Genomic DNA, 19,416 nt, shown 5'->3' with positions numbered 1-19,416 from the left:
ATTAATTATAAATTAATAAATTTGGCATATTCTTAGCAAAATGATATGATACTAAACATTTAAAAACTTGGAATTGTAAACTTGGGCAGGAGTATTAAATTAATGGGTTTTAGTAATTTACTGTATTCAGTTGCACGCCGTGGCAAAGCTTTATTACCACAGAAAATCAAAAATAAAATTACTCAGAAAATTATCGAAACTAGATCTGCAAGTTTTAGTGAAGTTGGGGATATAGAGAGATTTAATCCGTCATTAGAGGATTTACAAGCTAATGAAGAAGTCACTTCTAAGCAAGAAAAATATTTTGGTGAAAAAATAACTTCGGCTACTTGGTTTGTACCTTATATTCCATTTCCATATTATGGGGGAATCTTTACAATATACAGATTCTGTAATTATTTAATTTCTAAGGGTATTAAGGTCAGATTGTCGGTTAGGGACTGTCCTCAAGCAGAACAGAGCGATTATGCAGAGCGCATTTGCAAGACATTCCCAAATCTTGACCAGGCTGAGATTTTCTTTCAAAAAACTATAGACGATGTTTCTAAAATTCCTGATTCTGATATATCCTTTGCAACAGATTGGCCCTCTGCATATTCATCATTATCATTTAATAGAGTCAAGATAAAATACTACTTTATTCAAGACTATGAACCTCTGTGTTACCAAGCAGGAGCAATTTCAGGTTTAGCTGAATTAACTTACCATTTGGGATTTATTCCCATAATAAATACACAGGGTTTGTACGAATATTATAGTAGAAGACACAATCCTGATAGAGGAGTTTACTTTAATCCTTCGGTAGATAGAAATATTTTTCACTACGAAGCTAATAGAGTCGCAAATGAAAGTTTACCTACTAGAATATTTTACTACTGTAGACCTAATTCTGGGCGCAATGGCTTTTCTTTAGGCATATCTACCTTAAAAAGAATTAAGGAAAAATGGGAAGATAGAGTAGATATAGTTTTGGCAGGAAGTGTATATAACGATCCGCTTTTAGATCAATATCCTAATCACTTTAGTAAACTGGGTTTACTGCCTTATGAAAATACAGGAAGCTTGTATAGAAGATGTCACATAGGACTAGTAACTATGTATACTCCTCATACCTCCTATCTACCTCTTGAATTAATGGCTTGTGGTGTATGTGTTGTAACTAACAAATCAGATGCAAAAGATTGGCTAATTCAAGACAATTATAATGGTTTGTATTCAAAACCAATTATTTCGGAGTTAGAAAGTAAAATTGACCGCCTTATAGAGAATCCTAATTTGCGCAAAGAGATATCTAATAATGGTGTGAAATTTTTAAGTAATTTTAGCTGGGATGATGCTTTAGAAAAAGTATATATGTTCCTGACTACGGCATAACATTCCTTTTCAGTTCTGTGTAGTGAGTTTGATTAATCTGAAGCAAGAATGTTGAAAGATTGTCTTCATGTATAAAAAGCTATAGCAATCCTAGGCTTTTGGGAAAGGAAGAAAAGCTGAAAATACTATTCACACATAGTTTTAATTTCCAGTTTTTTTCTCTGTTTGATGGGATTGCTATATAAGTTTAAAACAAAACAATCATCCCTATTCTAACCGTCAAGGTGACAGGCTTGAATAAATTGGAATCTCCTCATTTAATTCTGCTTGATATTTCTCTAGTTACTTATAATTCAGCTAAATGGGTAGAGCAGTTTTTTAGCAGTCTCTTAAAACAAAGTTACCCTATCAATCTAATTAATATTTTAATAACAGACAATCAATCAACAGACAATACAGTTAGATTATGTGAAACAATTGCCGAAAAATATTCAGACTGCTTTTATAGTTTTAAAATATTTGAGCGCTCTAATTTAGGATTTGGTTGTGGACATAACTACAACTTAGCGCAAGGGAATTCTCCCTATTTTTTAGTTTCTAATATTGATTTAGAGTTTGCAGATGATGCTATTTTAACAGCGATAAATACTGCGATCGCAGATGACAGTGATGTAGCTTCTTGGGAATTTCGTCAAAAACCGTTTGAACATCCAAAATATTATAATCCTGTTACTCTAGAGACCTACTGGTCATCTCATGCTTGTGTACTTTTTCGTCGTTCTGCTCTTGAAAGCGTCAAAGGATACGAAGAAAAAATTTTTCTTTATGGAGAAGACGTAGAGCTTTCTTATAGATTGCGAGATAAGGGTTTTCGGATTAAATATTGCCCTGCGTCTGTATGTTGGCATTATACCTATGAATACCCTAATCAATTTAAAAGACTGCAATTTTTAGGTAGTACTTTAGCAAATAGTTATATCAGACTCAGGTATGGCTCTTGGAGACAAATAGTTGTTATACCTTTAATGTATTTAAAATTATGCTTATCAACATCTTTTATTTATAATGTACAACCAGATTTACTTCAGAACCTATGGAAACTATTGCAAAATTCGATATATTTTTTAAGCACACGTAAACAAAGCCAAAAATTATTTCCTATCCACAAGTGGGATTATGGATTAACTAGAAATGGTGCTTTTTATCAGTATCCGCAGCAAGCCCATCCTTCTCTTCCTTTAGTAAGCGTTATTATTCGTACTTATCAAGGAAGACTTTCATATCTCAAAGAAGCTGTAACCTCTGTACTAAATCAAACATACCCTCATATAGAGTTGATAGTTATAGAAGATGGTTCAAATACAGCCCAAGATTACATAGAGCAGCTTGCAAAAAACAGTAAATTAAAAGTAATCTACAAAGCAGAACCAAAGAATGGGCGCTGTCATACAGGAAATTTAGGTTTGTCCCAAACTACTGGTAAATTTATAGTGTTTCTTGATGATGACGATCTATTTTTTGCAGATCATATAGAAGTACTAGCTAATGAATTATTAAGTAATCCAAATATTGCAGCTACTTATTCGACATCTTGGGAAGTTGGTACAAAATTGATTTCCGTAGAACCTTTAAAATATATAGAAATTTCATATAAAACTATTTATCAGCAACCATTTTCTCGAGATTTGTTGTTTCAGCATAATTTTATTCCCATACAGTCTATTTTATTTGATAGAAAATTGTATGATTATCATGGAGGTTTTGACGAAGCTCTAGAAAATTTCGAAGACTGGAACTTATGGACTCGTTACTCTTTGAAAGATGATTTTTTATTTATTGACAAGACTACATCTATGTATCGAGTTCCTGTAACTCTCGATGAGTGGATTGTACGAAAACAATCTTTAGATGCTTATTACACAATTGCTATAGAAAAGCAAAAAAAGTTAAAAATGGCTACATCTATTTCACAAATAGCAAACGAACCAATTAATTTAAATAGCCAAGTTCAAATTGGATTTAAATATAAGTTAAAATCAATTTTCTTAAGATTTATTCTTTTTAAATGGTTATATTACCACTTTACTAATTTCAAGCGTCTGAAAAACTTACAATTCAAGAATAAATAATTTCTATTTTTTAATAGCCATTACTTGTGTTAATTTATCATGGATTATGGTAAAAAAAATTATCTATCCCTTAACAGAGTTTTTCAATTAAAAATTCTTCCTTTGATAAAGTACACCGTATGACTAAATTTTAATGAAATAATGAATCAAGAATCACCAATCTCTGTATCAATTATTATAGTTAACTATAACGGCATCAATGTTTTACCAGATTGCTTGAATTCTATAGAAACATTTGTTAATACATCTAATTACGAAATAATTGTCGTAGATAATGGCTCTAACGATGGCAGCCCAGAATTAATTTTAGAGAAATATCCCTATATTCACCTGATTAAACAACCAGAAAATCGTGGTTTTGGAGCAGGGAATAACGCTGGTGCTAAAGTAGCATCTGGGGAATTTTTATTTTTATTAAACACTGATACAATTCTAATAAGTAATATTTTGCCATATTTGATTGACTTGATGTATGCAAATCCACAAGTAGCAATTATTGGGCCAAAATTATTGAATTTAGATGGAAGCTTACAGATTTCTGTATCCCCAGCATTAGGTATTAAAGGCGAATATCAAGCTCGTCGGCTGCACCAAGCTTATCAAAATGCCTCTAAATTAAATTTTATTGCGCAGAAATTCCAAGAAATACAAGAAGTAGATATTGTTGTGGGTGCTGCTTTCTTTATTCGTTCTAGTCTATTTCATGCTTTAGGCGGGTTTGACGAAAACTTTTTTATGTATTTTGAAGAGTCAGACTTGTGCCAGAGAATACAAAATCAGGGATATAAAATAATCTACACACCTCATGTATCTTTAATTCATTTAAAAGGATACTCAATCCAAAAAACTGCAAGCTTAATGGCTCTTGAATATAGGCGTAGTCAACTTTACTATTATCAAAAACATCGTCCTTTATGGGAGCAGTTAGTATTGCGTTTATATCTTTTTTATAAATTTTTTGGAGAGTTTATCACTACAGCTAATCCTAATTGTTTAAAAATTATTATTTTATTATTTACAGTTAAAAAACCTGCTTTTACAGTATCGTTGTCTAGTCAATAACTGAATTGTTTTTTTATGACTATATTAGCCAATTTATCTTTTGCTCCAACACAACAAACAGGTTGGCTAAGCTATAGTTTAAATTTATTAAAAGTGCTAAAAGATTTAGATATAGACGTATTAAGCCCAATTGAAATTACAGAACTAAAATGTCACCAATCTCCTCTTAATATTACGACAGAGTTTGGTATAAAAGGACATTTAAAGCGCCTGATATGGACACAATTTTATTTGCCAAGGCTTTATCTTCAGCTTAAATCTAGAGTATTATTTTCTCCTATTCCAGAAGCTCCGTTATTTTCTTCTTGCTCTTATATTATTACTGTTCATGATTTAATTCCTTTAAGGTTTCCGCAATATTTTTCCGCAGTACAGAAAATTTATTGCAGTTATTATGTTGCTGCTGTTATCCAACAGTCAGAACACGTTATTTGTAATTCGATAACGACGGCTCAAGATTTAAGTAGTTTTTTGGGAGTTGCAGAGGATAAAATTAGTCCTATTCCACTAGCGTATGACAGTAAAAATTTTACTTTTTTAGATTTACCAAGACAAAATTATTTTCTATATTTAGGACGGCATAATCCTCACAAAAATCTTGAGCGCTTAATTACTGCATTTGCGGCCCTACCTAACAAATATGACTACGAATTGTGGTTAGCAGGGCCAACTGATCCACGTTACACCCCAAATTTAAAAGTACAAGTTCAGGAACTGGGGATAACTAATCAAGTCAGGTTCCTCGATTATGTTTCTTACAACGAATTACCAAAAATCATCAATAGCGCGATCGCGCTTGTCTTTCCTAGTTTATGGGAAGGCTTTGGCTTACCTGTTTTAGAAGCAATGGCTTGTGGTACTCCCGTCATTACTTCTAATATATCTTCCCTTCCTGAAGTAGCTGGCGATGCTGCAATCTTGATCAATCCCTACAATCCAGGAGAAATAACAGAAGCTATACAGGCTGTTGCAAATGATTCAAGCTTGGGATCGCATCTTTCTACTCAAGGTATTGCTAGAGCAAATCAGTTCAGTTGGGAGAAAACAGGACAAGCCACCGCCGAAGTTTTATCACGCTATCTGTGAGTGCTAGGCTAAAGTAAACTTGCTAAATATTTAGCCAATAAATCTTATGGTTGTGCAAACTGCCCCCCGCTTATATTCTATTGAGGAATACTTAACGCTTGAAGAGAGTGCTGAGTACCGCAGCGAATACCGTAACGGGGAAATCGTACCAATGACTGGCGGCTCGATTAATCATAATCAAATTATGATTAATTTAATAATTGCTCTCGGACTTGCTCTTAGACAACAAGATTATCTCGTCTACACTAGCGATCTACGTCTATGGATTCCTCGTTATCGGGAATACACATATCCAGATGTCCTGATAATCAAAGACGAACCCATCTTTCAAGAAGGACGCACAGACACAGTTATCAATCCCAGTCTTATTTTTGAGATACTTTCTAAATCTACTAGTAGTCGAGATAGAGGAGATAAATTTACTTATTACCGTTCAATTCCAGAATTCCAAGAATATATTTTAATTGACCAATATCAATTTCATATTGAACAATTTAGCAAAACATCAGAGGGTAACTGGCTGTTTAAAGAATCTGACGATGAAGATGGAGTTTTAACTTTAGCTTCAGCAAACTGCCAAATTCCCCATCGCCAGATTTACGAACGAGTTAAGTTTGAAAATGAACCAGAGTAGAAATAGAGATTTTTCAGTAATTCATAATTCGTAATTATGAATTTTTTAAGGTGTTCCCACCGCCCCAGAGTAAATCAAACCCCGTTGCATATCCAGCGTTAAAATTGCCCCATCCCGAATTACTTGCGTCGCTTTCTTCACCCCGACAATTACTGGTACACCTAGACGCAAGCCAATTACTGCTGCATGGCTGGTGAGACTTTCTTCTTCTGTAATAATCCCTGAAGCTTTGCGAATTGCTTCGACAAAATCGGCAGTCGTGCGGGGGGCAACTAGAATATCTCCAGGATTAAAGTTACTTGCATCCATACCCGTGTGGGCAACTCTGGCGCGACCGCTTACAGAACCTTGTCCTAATCCAATTCCCTGACCGAGAATTGCTGTTACCACTTCAACTTTAATTAAATCTGTAGAGCCGGAAACACCTTGGAGTGTACCGGCTGTCATCACAACCAAATCACCCTCAGTTAGTAGCTTATTCTCTTGAGCGACATTGATTGCAGCTTGAAAAGTCTGACCAGTAGAAGGTAGTTCTAGGACTAACAGCGGTTTGACTCCCCACACCATTTGTAATTGTCGCGCTACATTCACATGGGGGGTGATAGCCAAAATTGGTGTTTGAGGACGGAACTTAGACACATTTCGAGCAGTTGCTCCAGTTTGGGTTAGGGTCATAATTGCCGATGCACCCAGCTGTTCTGCAATTTGTCCTACAGCTTGACTAATGGCGTTGGGAATGGAACGACGCGTATCTCTTAACTGACGATTGGCGTTTTGCCGTTCTTCCTGTTCAATGCGCTCGGCAATTCTAGCCATAGTTGCTACAGCTTCTACAGGGTAATTGCCTACAGCCGTTTCATTAGAGAGCATGACAGCATCTGTACCATCTAAAATCGCGTTTGCCACATCCGACACCTCGGCACGAGTGGGGCGGGGATTACTCACCATACTATCTAACATTTGCGTGGCAGTGATGATGGGAATTCCCAAGCGATTTGCTGTAGCAATTAGTCGCTTTTGTAGCACCGGAACGTCTTCTGCTGGTAGTTCAACTCCTAAATCACCTCTAGCAACCATAACGCCATCACACAAAGCCAGAACTGCTTCCATTTGTTCAATGGCTTCGTGCTTTTCAATTTTGGCAACTACGGGTACATTCTTGCCTGTGCTGGAAATTAGCTCTTTAATTTCGATGAGATCCTGAGGATTGCGCACAAAAGAAAGTGCTACCCAGTCTACGCCCTGATCTAGACCAAACATTAGATCCTCGCGGTCTTTGTCGGTCATTGCCTTAATGGAAAGGTAAACTCCTGGAAAGTTCACACCTTTATTGTTAGAAAGTTTACCTGCTACGGTAATACGACAATGTAAATCACCTTTATCACGGTTAATTTCTTCAACTAGCATTTCTACTCGCCCATCATCAAGGAGAATTTTTGCTCCTACAGGGACTTCTTCGGCCAAGTAGTCGTAGGTAACACAGCTAATGTCTTGTGTGCCAATGACTGGGCGATTTGTCAAGGTAAAGCGATCGCCTTTTGCTACAACTATAGACCCATTTTCAAACCGCCCCAAGCGAATTTTTGGCCCTTGCAAGTCTTGGAGAATTGCCACTGGCTGATTTAGTTCAAAAGCGGTTTGCCGAATTAAGCGGATACTACGCTGATGGTCGGCATGAGTTCCGTGGGAGAAGTTTAGCCTTAGTGTCGTTGCACCCGCTTCAATGATCGCTTTGAGCATTTCTGGACTGCTAGTGGCAGGCCCAATCGTAGCGACAATTTTTGTGCGGCGTAGAGAATCTCTTAATTGCATAGGGGCTGATTCTAGGATCTATCTAGGAAACCATCGTAAATTAAGGGGCATTTTCATTTCCGTCGCTGCTATATCAATAAGATGGCAGCAGTTAGAAAGGGGAATAAAGGCTAAAATCCCGCTGCGCGGAACTCAACAGCCTAAAATCTTGTGTTCTAGGCTTTTGCGCTGTCTTGAATAGTATATTTATTAATGCCGCGCTGCATTAGTAGTGGGCTAATAAAGACTCCTTTTAACGGGGGCTTCAAAGGAGTAGGATAGACTAGTTATCGTACACTAATCTTGGTTCCATCCATCCCCAGGATGATATCCTTCCATTCAATTCTTAGTATTGCTACACCCCTACTAATAGCAAATACTCAAGTCTTGTTTGGAATCATAGCGTTATTTATCTACACTATCCGCAAAACTGCTGATCAAGCTTGCTATACAAAATTTTATAAAAGTTTATTATTTACTAATCTTTATCGTATATTCGTAATGTTTGATAAAGAAGGAGATCAGAATGCTCACGTCGGAGGCAAAGAAGCCACTGACAGTCCCTCCCAAGGAATTTTTAGCACCTCCCGGTGATTTTAACCCGACAATGCTGCTATTTTTTGCAGCAGTGACGATGCTAGTTCTATCTAACTTTGGTTACTGGCTGTGGGAATGGCCGCACTGGCTATGCTTTAGTGTTAATACTTTGGCCTTGCATTGTTCCGGGACTGTGATTCACGATGCTTGCCACCAAGCTGCCCATCGCAATCGGGTAATTAATGCGATGTTAGGGCATGGTAGTGCCCTAATGCTGGCCTTTGCCTTTCCAGTGTTTACACGAGTGCATTTGCAGCATCATGCCCATGTCAATCATCCCAAAGATGATCCAGATCATTACGTCTCAACTGGCGGACCGCTGTGGCTGATTGCGGTAAGGTTTTTGTACCATGAAGTATTTTTCTTTCAAAGGCAACTGTGGCGGAAATATGAGCTACTAGAATGGTTCATCAGTCGCTTGATTATTGGTGCAATTGTTTATATTTCAGTTCAGTACCACTTTTTGGGTTACATTCTCAATTTTTGGTTTATACCAGCATTTATTGTGGGCATAGCACTGGGATTATTCTTTGATTATCTGCCTCATCGTCCCTTTGAGGAGCGCGATCGCTGGAAAAATGCTCGGGTCTACCCTAACCCAATTCTCAATATCTTGATTCTGGGACAGAATTATCACCTAATTCATCATTTGTGGCCTTCAATTCCCTGGTACAATTATCAGCCTACCTACCATTTAATGAAACCACTGTTAGATGAAAAAGGTTGTTACCAAACTTCAGGATTATTACAAAAGAAAGATTTCTTTGAGTTTGTTTACGATATATTTTTAGGAATTAGATTACATCACCACAAACCAACTGAAATTAACAAAACATAGCGGATGGACTAATGGTTAATGGCCTTTCATCTTGCCCATTAACCATTGGCTGACTCAACCAGTTTTCTGCCTAACTGCTTATTTTTCGGCTAAGAATGTGGCATTAAAATAGCGGTAAAATAAGGTAGTGTAAATTAGGTTATTGTGGAAAAAACCATGAACCGCAAATCCTACCCAACTGACTTAGCTGATAACCCAACTGACTTAGGAAATAGCTCAAAGACGAAGGTTTGGATATGGAGCGCTGTTGGACTTCTAATTACTAACTTAGTTGTAGTCGGGATTGTAGCGTTTTTGATTCACAGAGATAGCGTGCAATCTAAGCCTAATCAACCAGCAACCCAACAAAGGCAACTATAACCGAAGGTTAACGTTACTCCTTTGGCATTTGCAGTCGCAAATCTTGGACTTGAGGAGCAGGAGTAACTATCTGCACAGACCAGTAGCTAACAATCATTAGAACTAATCCAGAAAACACGCCTACTACTAAGCCAATCAGCAAAGCAGGCTTCTTAGAAAAAACAGAAACAGTGGTATTGGATGTCTGATTGCGCTGATGCTCTTTTATTGATGAGGAGATTTCAGACTGCTGTATTGGTTGGTAGATATTAGTTGCTGGTAACAGCGTATCCGATAGTGTAATATCGCTGGGGTAGTCATCCTCATCCCAAGAAACTTGGTTCGTCGTATCCTGCCCAGCTAAAAGCAGTTGATATTCTAGTTTAATATTGACCGATGCCGGAGAAAAAGCTGACTCCTGCGTTGGCATATTTAAATTACTTATTGCTAGGAGCGCCTCCAATACTTCTTTTGCCGACTTATATCGGTCTTGAAAGTGATAGTGCACCATTTTATTCAGTACTGAGGCTAGCCCACTACTAACTTGTGCCAAGTTTTGCCAAATTATCTCACCTGTATTGGAATCTTCTGGCAATTGTGTTGGATGTACACCCGTTAGGGCTTGAATGCCAATCATGCCAAGAGCATAAATATCACTATTCAAGCGTGGTTTACCTCGCTGTTGCTCATTAGGCATATAGCCAGGTGTACCAATTGCAATGGTGGTGTATTGTTCAATTGGGGTAAAGATTGCAGTTTTTTCTTGACCTCTAATTAATTGATTCCAAATTGGCTTAACAGCACCAAAATCAATCAAAATTAATCGATTATCCTGCTTCCTTCTAATAATATTGTTCGGCTTGACATCGCGATGAATCAGCCCATGACTGTGAACAAAATTTAGGATACTCAAGACCTCGTACAAAAGTTGAAAAACTTTGCTTTCCGACCAGCAGCGACCAGGCGACAGTTCGGCACTCAGGGAATGTCCTTCAATGAACTCTTGTACTAAGTAGAATTCAAGGTTATCTTCAAAATCAGCTAAAAGTTGAGGCACCAAGTCATAGTTGCTCAGTTTTTTTAGGGCATCTACTTCTCGTGTAAATAGCCGTCTGCGTATTTCTACGGGAATCGAATATTTACTACTAGGTAAGAAATGTTTGACGACGCGGGTGGGATGATTGGGAAGGTAGGTGTCTTGGACTTTGTATGTTTGACAAAACGCTCCTTGACTCAAAACTTCAACAACCTGGTAACGCTCCCCTAGTAACTTGCTGCTTAACATGTTACGGTATCCCTGACGGTTGTATTAAGTGATTTTACTTAAAAAAATACAATATAGCAGGAATATATAGTTTTCTTAAGGAAATTAACCGTAATTTACTGGAAGTCTTATCTAAACTTTATGAAGAGTGCATTTAGCTGTTGCAAGAAAATTAGAAAATAGAAGAAATGAGCATTCAACCATAAAGTTAAGCTTAAGCTCAATCCTGATTCTATCTTACTGAAAACCAGCTAAATGAGCGGAAGAAAAGCAAAATGACCAATGATAGCAAAAAAAGCGTGCCACTCAGCCAAGATGCCGTACAGATGATTAGAGGACTGATTATTGGCGAATTAGTGACAGTTGCAATCATTGGTGGACTTTGGTTATGGCTGAGACCGCGCCTCCAGGTCGATAACGGTGCTTTTGCTTCCTCTGGTCAAGGTGCAGCAACTACTTCTGCTCTTGCAACTTCAAACTTTAAGACTGTAACTAATGTTCCCATAGGATCGTTCAATTACGGTGGGAGCACAGCATGGGCACCAATCAGACAACTGGTTGATTCTCAGATTCAGATTAGTCGTCCGGAGCTACAGTTGCGCTACGTTAACCCTGCTAGCACTAGCCCTGGTTCAGGCTCTGGTATTCGTATGTTGCTTGATGGGAAGCTAGATTTTGCTGAGTCTTCCCGTCCCCTCACAGATGAAGAAAAAGATATAGCTAGACAGCGAGGCTTCATACTAGAGGAACATCAGGTTGGTATTGATGGGGTAGCAGTAGTAGTCAACCCAGCACTCAAAGTGCCAGGCTTAACTGTTGACCAATTGCAACAGATTTATTTGGGACAAATTACTAACTGGAAGCAGGTAGGCGGGCCAGACCTTGCTATTACTCCTTTCTCTCAACATCCAGAAAATGCCGATGTGGTATTAATATCTGGCAAGCAGGTTTTGGATAAGCAAGCCCTTGGCTCTAATGTGCAGTATGTTTATTCCACAACGGAAGCACTGCGCCGTGTTAACCAAACCCCTGGTGGATTATATTACGCTTCTGCGCGAGGAGTGGTTCATCAATGTATGGTCAAGGCTCTACCTTTAGGTCTTACTTCCACACAGCTAACTTCTCCCTATCAAGAACCCTTTGTACCACCAAATGAGTGCCCACAAAAGCGCAATCAGCTGAACACGGAAGCAATCAAAAATGGTAGTTATCCCATGACCTCTAAATTATTTGTGGTGATTAAACAGAACAAGGGTAAGGAACAACAAGTAGGAGAAGCGTATCTCAGACTTTTAGCAACAGAGCAGGGACAAAAGGCAATTGAGCAAGCTGGGTTAGTGGCAGAAAGAAGCCAAGAACCAATAGCCAGAGGTCAAGTGAATTTAAAGTAGTCTTATTACTTTGTTCCTACACCAATAATATGAGGGCTAACAATCGGAAATGGTGCCTCGAAATGCTGATAATTTACGTTGGAGAACCCAGCATTTTCTATGGCTAGCCAAGTTTCTCGATCTGGATTACAACCATCACCCAACACTTTCCAAATTGGGCGAATTATAGTTTGTAAGCGTCGCAATAAAGTTCCATTGGGTGCTGCGACGTGTTCAATAAATAAGAAGCTTCCACCTGGTTTGAGAATTCTTAAAACCTCTTGTAATGTACTTGCTAAATTTGGAACTGAACACAAAACTAAAGTACTAACAACAGCATCCATACTGTTATCTTCTACTTTTATACATTCGGCTATATCAGTACGAATCTCGATATTTAAACCCAGCTTTACTGCTGCTTGCTGGAGGTAAGGATGCATGGATGGATTTGGTTCAATTCCTATCCAGTGAATATTTTTAGGGTAGTAGAGCAGATTGGGACCAGTTCCTGGGCCAATTTCTAAAACATTACCGTAGAGGTTGGCAAAGAGGGAGCGTTTGCGATCGCCTACTGCTTTCTCATATCCGTCGCTACCTTTAGCCATCATCCAAGCAAATAGGCGTTGTCTACAACTGCCACAAATATGATTTGGTGATTGTCCACAAGCTTGGTTTCTAGTCATTTTTGACTTTCCTAAATGTTTGAGCCTCTCTTACTCATTCCAAATTACAATTTGCTATAAAAAACTAACCTCAGCCAATAGACTTAGGTGATTGTACAAAACCAGCAAAAAGCTTTTTGTTCTAGTCTTTATTTTAGGCTTTGTTCAAATTTTGCCTTTCTGCTAACCAAGTAAATAACACGATACCGCAAAGGTCAGCAGCTAAATCAACTAAATCAAAGGAACGGTAGGGTACAAAGAATTGAATTACCTCGTCAACTACACAAAAAAATATCACAATCATTGGTGCCAGTGGCAGAGAAATATTTAAAATTTGAATTTTACGCTTGTTGAACGCTAAATGGCTTAAAAAAGCTGCGATACCTAACAATAAAAAATGCAAAATTGTATCGTAATGCGGAAATTCTGATAGTTCAGTTGGGATAATTTTCAGATAAGCTGATAGAGAGATGGACATCAAAATTCCAAAGTAAAGCCAAAATGCAAAAACCCAAGGCTGATTAACTTTCATTGTGAGCGCTGAAAACCGTAATATTTATAACTTCAAAAACAACAAAGAGCATTCCATAATTGGGAACGCTCCATTTTTAGAAAAATTATTAAGATAATGAAAACTTCATTTGAAGATTTGACATGAGCCGGATGCCTAATTTATGGCAAAATTAGGCATGAAGATTCACTTGTTCTTGTAACCACGGGTCTACAGGTTGTCCATCTTTACGACGTAATTCAATTTCTACTACCATGACTTCTTTAGAACCAGGGGGAGCAGGTTTTTTATGGAAGATAATGTCATATTCCAGTGGATCGTGATTGCGTTCTTTCAACCAATCCTGCACTTTGGTTGTGGCGAAGAATGATTGCCCTTGCTCAAACATGCGAGTAATCTGCATCTGTAGCGTGTAGGGATTTATGCGACCCATTTTCTACCACCTTTCTAAAATAATTCGTAGGTTTAGCGTTGCCTACCCTACTGGATACATTCATGTTAGTTGTATCACAAGCAAGATTCCTACCCCACAGGATATTAACTCAAACTTCATATTTAAAGCCAAACCATTGTGCGTCTATACAGTATAGGGAAAAAGAAAGTTACTCTTCATCAAATTCCCCAAATACCCTAGAAGAAAGACTTTGCCAAATGAGTTCTCCTTTGGAAGCAAAGCTGCACGAACATAAAACTTGCTACTCAGTACATAATAGACCACGGGGCGATCGCTTTCAACTTTACTTTAGTAAGGGGTTCGGTAAACCTCATAATCTATAGTTGATGAGTACGAGTCAAAGTTAATCTATCTCAAGGGAAAGCGGTAAAACACCTTGAGTACGGTAAACTCCAATACTATATCTATTAAGCAACCGTTACAATTAAAGCTATAAAGCAAGTGGAGGAGCCACCAGGATGCAAGTTACATACGATTCTGATAAGCGTAAATTGCTATCCTCTCTATCTCATGGGGCGATTTTCTTTAGTACAACATTGTTATCGATTGGGGTTCCAATTGTAATTAACTTAATTTCTGATGACCCAGTTGTGAAAAGCAATGCCAAAGAATCGATTAATTTTCACTTCAATGTTTGGTTTTGGGCAACTGTAATTGGAGTACCAATTGCGATTTTGTCTTGGCTGACCTTTGGTTTGGGCGGAATTTTGTTTTTCCCTGTTGTGGCTTTAGGCTTTGCCCTGCACTGGGGACTGACAATTTGGGCGCTGTTTCACTGTCTCACTAACCCAGATCAACCATTCCGTTATCCATTTATTTTTAGAGTTTTTTAATTACGTTGACTACAGATATAATTTATTTTCGCAAAAGGGATTGAGGATATCATCCCTTTTTTTATGAATTATGCGATCGCTCTGTGCGATAACCTGGCTGGAGCGACAGTATCATCTATAAGAGGCTATTTATAAAGTAAATCTAAAGATGGCTAGCTCAGAGAAATTGCAAAGATAGGATACTTTTAAAACGGTACAACTACTTAGAAAGCAATGGCTCGAAAGGCTTATTCTACAGACCTTAGTGACTTAGAATGGGAAATTCTCGCTCCATTAATTCCACCAGCAAAATCTGGAGGACATCCTCGCACAACTGATATGCGGGAAGTATGTAACGCCATCTACTACCACTTAAAAACGGGATGTCAATGGGAGATGCTGCCAGGAGATTTCCCTCCAAGCTCAACGGTATACAGCTACTACCGCAAATGGCAGCGCAAGGGTGTTTGGGAAAAATTAAACCATACACTGCGCGGTCAAGTTCGCTCAAAGTTAGGTAAATCAACACAACCAACAGCGATCGCCGCAGACAGTCAGTCGGTAAAAACGACTGAAAAAAGGGGGATGTTTACGGCTTTGATGGTGGCAAGCTAGTTAAGGGAAGGAAACGTCAAACGATAGTAGATAGTCTAGGACTATTGCTCAAAGTGGTTGTAAGTGAAGGCAATGCCCCTGAAAGAGTACTGGCAGCATATGCTTTGATGGAATTACTGGAGGAACGACCAGAATTATTGGAAAAAGTTGAAGTCATGTGGGTTGACTCAGGCTATGACGGTGACAAGTTTGCCCTGGCGGTATGGCTGATGATTCAAGCTCATGTTGAGGTCATACGCCGTACTGATAAAAGGTTTGAGGTTTTACCCAAGCGTTGGGTAGTAGAAAGAACATTTGGCTGGTTCAACCAGTATCATCGTCTCAGTAAAGATTACGAACGTCTTCCTGACATGAGTGAAGCTGCTATATATGCTGTTATGACTCGTATTATGCTACGTCGTCTAGTCGCCTAAAGATTTACTTTATAAATGGTCTCTAAGTGATGAGGCGGAATATGATATAACAAGCCTAATGACAATAAGTGTATTTACTAATTGATGTGTAATAATTAGTTCCATAAGTTTAGGCTAATTTCATAATAACTTTATAAAGTTTCATGAGCTTTAAATTTCTTTTATTGAAATCAGGCAAATATTAGAAACCCCAATATCTCATTTTTATAATATTGAATTTTTAGTAAAGATAGCATATTTACAAAACCTAGCATATATACAGTTGATTTCTAAAATAGATGAATCTATTGTCAATATATAGAGTTTGTAATGTTTTTATTAATTATGAAGTTTGGTGCATTAATATCTACTCTTATCGTCACAACAGGTGTTGCTCTGGCTACAACTTCTGTGCCAGCTGCTGCTGTAACTTTTGGCTTTAACAATATTGCTGGGGGTGATACAGTTGGTGATGCTTATAAGTCCGACTTTTCATTTGATGTAACTCAAAGTGGTAGTGATAAAGTTCTGTTCAAATTTTTAAACAACAGTTCTGGTACTAATGCACTTAAACAATTTGCCTTCAGTGTTGACAATAGTATATCTAGCCTTCTATCTAATATGATGGTCGATATAGGTAATGTTGGCATTGTAGATTTCGATGCTAATCCCCAAAATTTATCCCAAAGTAATAATATTTCTGGATGGGATGGTACAACTTTTGGCGGAGGAACATCTGGCGCTAACAAAAATTCAGTGCAATCAGGGGAGGCTTTAGGCGTTAGTTTCAGCGCTAACTATAATAATGTTCTTGCTGCTTTGAGTGCAGGTAAATTACAGGTAGGTATTCATGTGGGTAGTCTGCCAGGGGGAGCTAGTGATACCTACGTAAGTAATAGCTACTATGTTCCTCCAGGAAACCCCCCTGTTATCACTCAACCTGTTCCTGAATCTGGCAGTATCCTTGGCGTTATTGCTTTTGGAATTGGTGGCTTGTTGATACGGAAAAGGGATAAAAATATTCAGTTAGAAACAGTAAAGCTGGATTAAAGGTAAATTCAGAATTACGAGTTTTGAGATTTTGCAACTGTCTCAATCAAAACACTGTTATAAATCCATGAATTCTACCAGTTTTAAAAAAGAATGCAAACAATACATGAGGTAGGGGCGCAAAGCTTTACGCCCGTAAACTAGCTGCCCCTAAAAGCAGAGAACTCTTAATGGAATTTCCTATTAAGAGTTCCTTTTTTGTTAATAACATTATTTATTTCATGTATTATGCGATCGCTGTTGGTGTACGACGCAGAGCAATCTTCCTAGTGGGGATGCTATCCTTCGCTGTAGGTTGAGTGAAGCTCGAATACACTTGCCATAGCTAATTAAGCTAATGGAATTTGCAGATTTTCTACTTTGATCAAACTTTTGAGTAACGCTACTACTCCAATTTGGGCAGAAACGGCACTAGCATCCCATTGACCATCGCTTTTGTACTTACCTTGGGTGTAAAAATTAGTGCCTGACCATAAGTAAGAAGTCAGAACTTCTGGATGGTACTGCCTATAGCCAAAACCATTATATTTCTCTATCTGCCAAAGCTGTGCGGCTAGGCTCCAGTCTTTTACTCTGTCGAATTCTTGAAAAATTAAAGCATCTATTGCACTCTCTTCCCACGTATATCCTATTTCCCAGCCGTTGATTGGTTCGGCAATTGGTCTACCTGATGGTACGTTGAATGTGCGTTTTTTTAGGGAGTCACCGTTATGCAGATGTTTGGTGAACTTCAGGGAGGATTCCATGTTGTGGATGACTGCAATAAAGTACCAGGGCACATTAATTTCTCGCTGCACGGCTTGATATCGACGGCGATTTAAGCGGATTTTCGCCACTATCTCTTGAGTCTGGTTCAAATTCTCAGGTTTGATTTCACAACTATTCCAAAGTTTCTGATATTCCGGTTTGAGATCGCGAAGGCGAAGTGATATTTCTGTGGTCATTTCTCTAGGCACTAAGTAATAGCACTGGATTTTTTAGTGCCATAAAGCTAACTTATTTTTCTAAATTTGAAATTTATTGATACAAAAAATTAAATTTTTTGGAGGGATGAGTCAGTGACTAATGCTACGATCTCCAAGAGTTCGGCTCAATCTCAAAAAATGTAAATTGATTGATACAAAAATTAGTTTTTTTGATAATAATAGTCTTCCGCTATTACTTAGTTTTATAGCGATAATTGAATTTACATTACGTAACTACGGAAATATTGTATTTAATCACATTCTTCCAATACACTATATAAGTGCTTTTTCTGGATTAAATATGTACTTATATATACTAATATTGTATATGATAAGTAAGAATTTTGACGAGAATTTTTATCCAAGGGTATGTTCTCAAACAGAATTATTCTACACAACTATGTTTGTACCTACCTAACAAATAGATAAATGGAGGCAAGTACGGGATGAAACTACAAGATTTCTTAGGAAAACAAGAGAAATGGAACTTCGAGGCAATTGGTCAGGATACAGAATTAACTCGTCAGATTCAGGTACTTTTAATTGGCTTAGGACTATTAGATCCTCCAGCAGATGGTAAATTTGGACCAGTCTCAGCAGCGGCTCTGAAAACATTTCAAGAATTAACTAAGTCTGGAGAAAATGATTATTTAGGAGCAGCCACAGCCAAAAATCTCATTGAAACTAAACCAGATGAACTACCTGAACCACCTTTAAAACTCAGCAATAGCATTGCCAGCAGAATTGTAAAATATTTGCTTAAGAAAGATTATCAGGTATTCACAGGAGTTAGAAAATACAACATTGTTTATATAGAGGGCATGAATGAAGATTGGGATCTCAATAGTGATACACCTAATCAATTTAACGATCGCAGGGTTGTCATTGAAATAATAGAGGGTGTTCCCAAAATTGTGAACCATTGGCAAGCTACTACTGAGCCAGGCAGCTATTATACCTACAATCCTATGAATCCAGCAGGAGCTGCCAGAATTAAGTTTGGGCAATATAAAGCTTGGGCAGTAGGCTACCACGGCAATGCAGACCGCCACGAAGCTTTAATACAAGTTGCGCCGATTACTGTTCACCGAGATTTCAACAAAGATTTTCAACGCACCGGCGATAAACTTGACACAGGTCTTTTCCAAGTTAATCAACACTGGGGCTATGATGCTCCAGCAAATGATATTAAAAATGCGAGTGCAGGTTGTTTAGTTGGGCGTAGGCGAGAAGGACATCGGGAATTTATGGCAATTATTAAACAAGACCGCCGCTATCTAGCTAATAATGACTACGTCTTCTACACTTCAGTTATTCCTGGGGATGATTTATTGAAGAGTTTCCCAGGATGAGGTTTGGCATCTTAATTTTGCTGTAATTTGACTTCTTTAAAATTTCACAATATTTGCCCACCCTACCAGGTCAATCAGGTAAGGGTGGGCATTGCTTATTCGATCTATCCCCTGGATAAGAATGCGATCGCATATTGAACCTAGATCAAGTAGTATTAGCTATTAATCCATGACTGCTG

General features: G+C 38.0%; 18 protein-coding genes. 12 read left to right on the top strand and 6 right to left on the bottom strand.

Annotated features, from left to right (window positions below; all coding sequences use genetic code 11):
- The first annotated feature begins 102 nt into the window (after window positions 1–102).
- The 5 genes from BV372_RS11740 (at window position 103) to BV372_RS11720 (ending at window position 6,225) form a co-directional block, all read left to right on the top strand.
- Window positions 103–1,374 carry a glycosyltransferase family 4 protein gene (locus BV372_RS11740; protein ID WP_086686687.1) on the top strand — a complete coding sequence of 424 codons (1,272 nt, stop codon included), beginning with the start codon at window positions 103–105 and terminating at the stop codon, window positions 1,372–1,374.
- A gap of 233 nt (window positions 1,375–1,607) precedes the next feature.
- A complete protein-coding gene (locus BV372_RS11735; RefSeq protein WP_143845068.1) occupies window positions 1,608–3,443 on the top strand; it encodes a glycosyltransferase family 2 protein in 1,836 nt (611 codons plus the stop codon).
- Between the two features lie 141 nt (window positions 3,444–3,584).
- Window positions 3,585–4,505, top strand: coding sequence for a glycosyltransferase family 2 protein (locus tag BV372_RS11730; protein ID WP_086686685.1), 921 nt, complete (start codon window positions 3,585–3,587; stop codon window positions 4,503–4,505).
- Window positions 4,506–4,520: 15 nt separating this feature from the next.
- Window positions 4,521–5,591, top strand: coding sequence for a glycosyltransferase family 1 protein (locus tag BV372_RS11725; RefSeq protein ID WP_086686684.1), 1,071 nt, complete (start codon window positions 4,521–4,523; stop codon window positions 5,589–5,591).
- A gap of 46 nt (window positions 5,592–5,637) precedes the next feature.
- Window positions 5,638–6,225: a Uma2 family endonuclease gene (locus tag BV372_RS11720; protein ID WP_086686683.1), complete on the top strand. Its 588-nt coding sequence runs from the start codon at window positions 5,638–5,640 to the stop codon at window positions 6,223–6,225.
- Between the two features lie 45 nt (window positions 6,226–6,270).
- Here the strand turns inward: BV372_RS11720 and pyk are convergent, their stop codons facing one another.
- Window positions 6,271–8,037, bottom strand: coding sequence for a pyruvate kinase (gene pyk / locus BV372_RS11715; RefSeq protein WP_086686682.1), 1,767 nt, complete (start codon window positions 8,035–8,037; stop codon window positions 6,271–6,273).
- Between the two features lie 505 nt (window positions 8,038–8,542).
- Between pyk and crtR the strand changes: the two genes are divergently transcribed.
- On the top strand, window positions 8,543–9,451 hold the full coding sequence (gene crtR / locus BV372_RS11710) for a beta-carotene hydroxylase (RefSeq protein ID WP_086686681.1): 909 nt from the start codon (window positions 8,543–8,545) through the stop codon (window positions 9,449–9,451).
- Between the two features lie 156 nt (window positions 9,452–9,607).
- Window positions 9,608–9,811, top strand: a complete 204-nt coding sequence (locus BV372_RS11705; RefSeq protein ID WP_086686680.1) for a hypothetical protein — start codon at window positions 9,608–9,610, stop codon at window positions 9,809–9,811.
- A gap of 13 nt (window positions 9,812–9,824) precedes the next feature.
- Here BV372_RS11705 and BV372_RS11700 read toward each other — a convergent pair whose 3' ends face one another.
- The gene (locus BV372_RS11700; RefSeq protein ID WP_086686679.1) at window positions 9,825–11,075 is read right to left on the bottom strand and encodes a serine/threonine-protein kinase; all 1,251 of its coding nucleotides are present in this window, start codon (window positions 11,073–11,075) and stop codon (window positions 9,825–9,827) included.
- Between the two features lie 254 nt (window positions 11,076–11,329).
- On the opposite strand from BV372_RS11700, the gene BV372_RS11695 reads away from it, so the two are divergent.
- Window positions 11,330–12,445: a PstS family phosphate ABC transporter substrate-binding protein gene (locus BV372_RS11695; RefSeq protein ID WP_086686678.1), complete on the top strand. Its 1,116-nt coding sequence runs from the start codon at window positions 11,330–11,332 to the stop codon at window positions 12,443–12,445.
- Between the two features lie 5 nt (window positions 12,446–12,450).
- On the opposite strand, the gene BV372_RS11690 is transcribed toward BV372_RS11695, so the two are convergent.
- The 3 genes from BV372_RS11690 to BV372_RS11680 all read right to left on the bottom strand — a co-directional run bounded on the left by BV372_RS11690 (window position 12,451) and on the right by BV372_RS11680 (window position 14,030).
- On the bottom strand, window positions 12,451–13,107 hold the full coding sequence (locus BV372_RS11690; RefSeq protein WP_086686677.1) for a class I SAM-dependent methyltransferase: 657 nt from the start codon (window positions 13,105–13,107) through the stop codon (window positions 12,451–12,453).
- 133 nt (window positions 13,108–13,240) lie between these two features.
- Complete coding sequence (locus tag BV372_RS11685) at window positions 13,241–13,618, bottom strand: VanZ family protein (RefSeq protein WP_086686676.1); 378 nt, start codon at window positions 13,616–13,618, stop codon at window positions 13,241–13,243.
- 151 nt (window positions 13,619–13,769) lie between these two features.
- On the bottom strand, window positions 13,770–14,030 hold the full coding sequence (locus BV372_RS11680; RefSeq protein ID WP_086686675.1) for a hypothetical protein: 261 nt from the start codon (window positions 14,028–14,030) through the stop codon (window positions 13,770–13,772).
- Window positions 14,031–14,509: 479 nt separating this feature from the next.
- On the opposite strand from BV372_RS11680, the gene BV372_RS11675 reads away from it, so the two are divergent.
- The 3 genes from BV372_RS11675 (at window position 14,510) to BV372_RS11665 (ending at window position 16,920) form a co-directional block, all read left to right on the top strand.
- Complete coding sequence (locus tag BV372_RS11675) at window positions 14,510–14,884, top strand: DUF4870 domain-containing protein (protein WP_086686674.1); 375 nt, start codon at window positions 14,510–14,512, stop codon at window positions 14,882–14,884.
- A gap of 213 nt (window positions 14,885–15,097) precedes the next feature.
- A protein-coding gene (locus BV372_RS11670; protein ID WP_143845066.1) for an IS5 family transposase occupies window positions 15,098–15,891 on the top strand; the annotation gives its coding sequence in 2 pieces (ribosomal slippage) (window positions 15,098–15,437 and window positions 15,437–15,891; 795 coding nt in all).
- 309 nt (window positions 15,892–16,200) lie between these two features.
- Window positions 16,201–16,920, top strand: a complete 720-nt coding sequence (locus BV372_RS11665) for a hypothetical protein (protein ID WP_086686673.1) — start codon at window positions 16,201–16,203, stop codon at window positions 16,918–16,920.
- Between the two features lie 329 nt (window positions 16,921–17,249).
- Here the strand turns inward: BV372_RS11665 and BV372_RS11660 are convergent, their stop codons facing one another.
- Window positions 17,250–17,864: a hypothetical protein gene (locus BV372_RS11660; protein ID WP_086686672.1), complete on the bottom strand. Its 615-nt coding sequence runs from the start codon at window positions 17,862–17,864 to the stop codon at window positions 17,250–17,252.
- A 467-nt stretch (window positions 17,865–18,331) separates the two neighbouring features.
- Between BV372_RS11660 and BV372_RS11655 the strand changes: the two genes are divergently transcribed.
- Window positions 18,332–19,237, top strand: a complete 906-nt coding sequence (locus BV372_RS11655; protein WP_086686671.1) for a peptidoglycan-binding protein — start codon at window positions 18,332–18,334, stop codon at window positions 19,235–19,237.
- The last annotated feature ends 179 nt before the right edge of the window (window positions 19,238–19,416 follow it).

Source organism: Nostoc sp. T09, assembly GCF_002154695.1.
GTDB lineage: Bacteria > Cyanobacteriota > Cyanobacteriia > Cyanobacteriales > Nostocaceae > Aulosira.
This window is presented reverse-complemented; position numbering and strand designations above follow the sequence as displayed.

Excerpts from the sequence above, each read along its gene's own strand:
- BV372_RS11740 (WP_086686687.1), top strand. The coding sequence starts at position 103 with ATGGGTTTTAGTAATTTACTGTATTCAGTTGCACGCCGTGGCAAAGCT.
- BV372_RS11730 (WP_086686685.1), top strand. The coding sequence starts at position 3,585 with ATGAATCAAGAATCACCAATCTCTGTATCAATTATTATAGTTAACTAT.
- BV372_RS11725 (WP_086686684.1), top strand. The coding sequence starts at position 4,521 with ATGACTATATTAGCCAATTTATCTTTTGCTCCAACACAACAAACAGGT.
- BV372_RS11720 (WP_086686683.1), top strand. The coding sequence starts at position 5,638 with ATGGTTGTGCAAACTGCCCCCCGCTTATATTCTATTGAGGAATACTTA.
- pyk (WP_086686682.1), bottom strand. The coding sequence starts at position 8,037 with ATGCAATTAAGAGATTCTCTACGCCGCACAAAAATTGTCGCTACGATT.
- crtR (WP_086686681.1), top strand. The coding sequence starts at position 8,543 with ATGCTCACGTCGGAGGCAAAGAAGCCACTGACAGTCCCTCCCAAGGAA.
- BV372_RS11705 (WP_086686680.1), top strand. The coding sequence starts at position 9,608 with ATGAACCGCAAATCCTACCCAACTGACTTAGCTGATAACCCAACTGAC.
- BV372_RS11700 (WP_086686679.1), bottom strand. The coding sequence starts at position 11,075 with ATGTTAAGCAGCAAGTTACTAGGGGAGCGTTACCAGGTTGTTGAAGTT.
- BV372_RS11695 (WP_086686678.1), top strand. The coding sequence starts at position 11,330 with ATGACCAATGATAGCAAAAAAAGCGTGCCACTCAGCCAAGATGCCGTA.
- BV372_RS11690 (WP_086686677.1), bottom strand. The coding sequence starts at position 13,107 with ATGACTAGAAACCAAGCTTGTGGACAATCACCAAATCATATTTGTGGC.
- BV372_RS11685 (WP_086686676.1), bottom strand. The coding sequence starts at position 13,618 with ATGAAAGTTAATCAGCCTTGGGTTTTTGCATTTTGGCTTTACTTTGGA.
- BV372_RS11680 (WP_086686675.1), bottom strand. The coding sequence starts at position 14,030 with ATGGGTCGCATAAATCCCTACACGCTACAGATGCAGATTACTCGCATG.
- BV372_RS11675 (WP_086686674.1), top strand. The coding sequence starts at position 14,510 with ATGCAAGTTACATACGATTCTGATAAGCGTAAATTGCTATCCTCTCTA.
- BV372_RS11665 (WP_086686673.1), top strand. The coding sequence starts at position 16,201 with ATGTTTTTATTAATTATGAAGTTTGGTGCATTAATATCTACTCTTATC.
- BV372_RS11660 (WP_086686672.1), bottom strand. The coding sequence starts at position 17,864 with ATGACCACAGAAATATCACTTCGCCTTCGCGATCTCAAACCGGAATAT.
- BV372_RS11655 (WP_086686671.1), top strand. The coding sequence starts at position 18,332 with ATGAAACTACAAGATTTCTTAGGAAAACAAGAGAAATGGAACTTCGAG.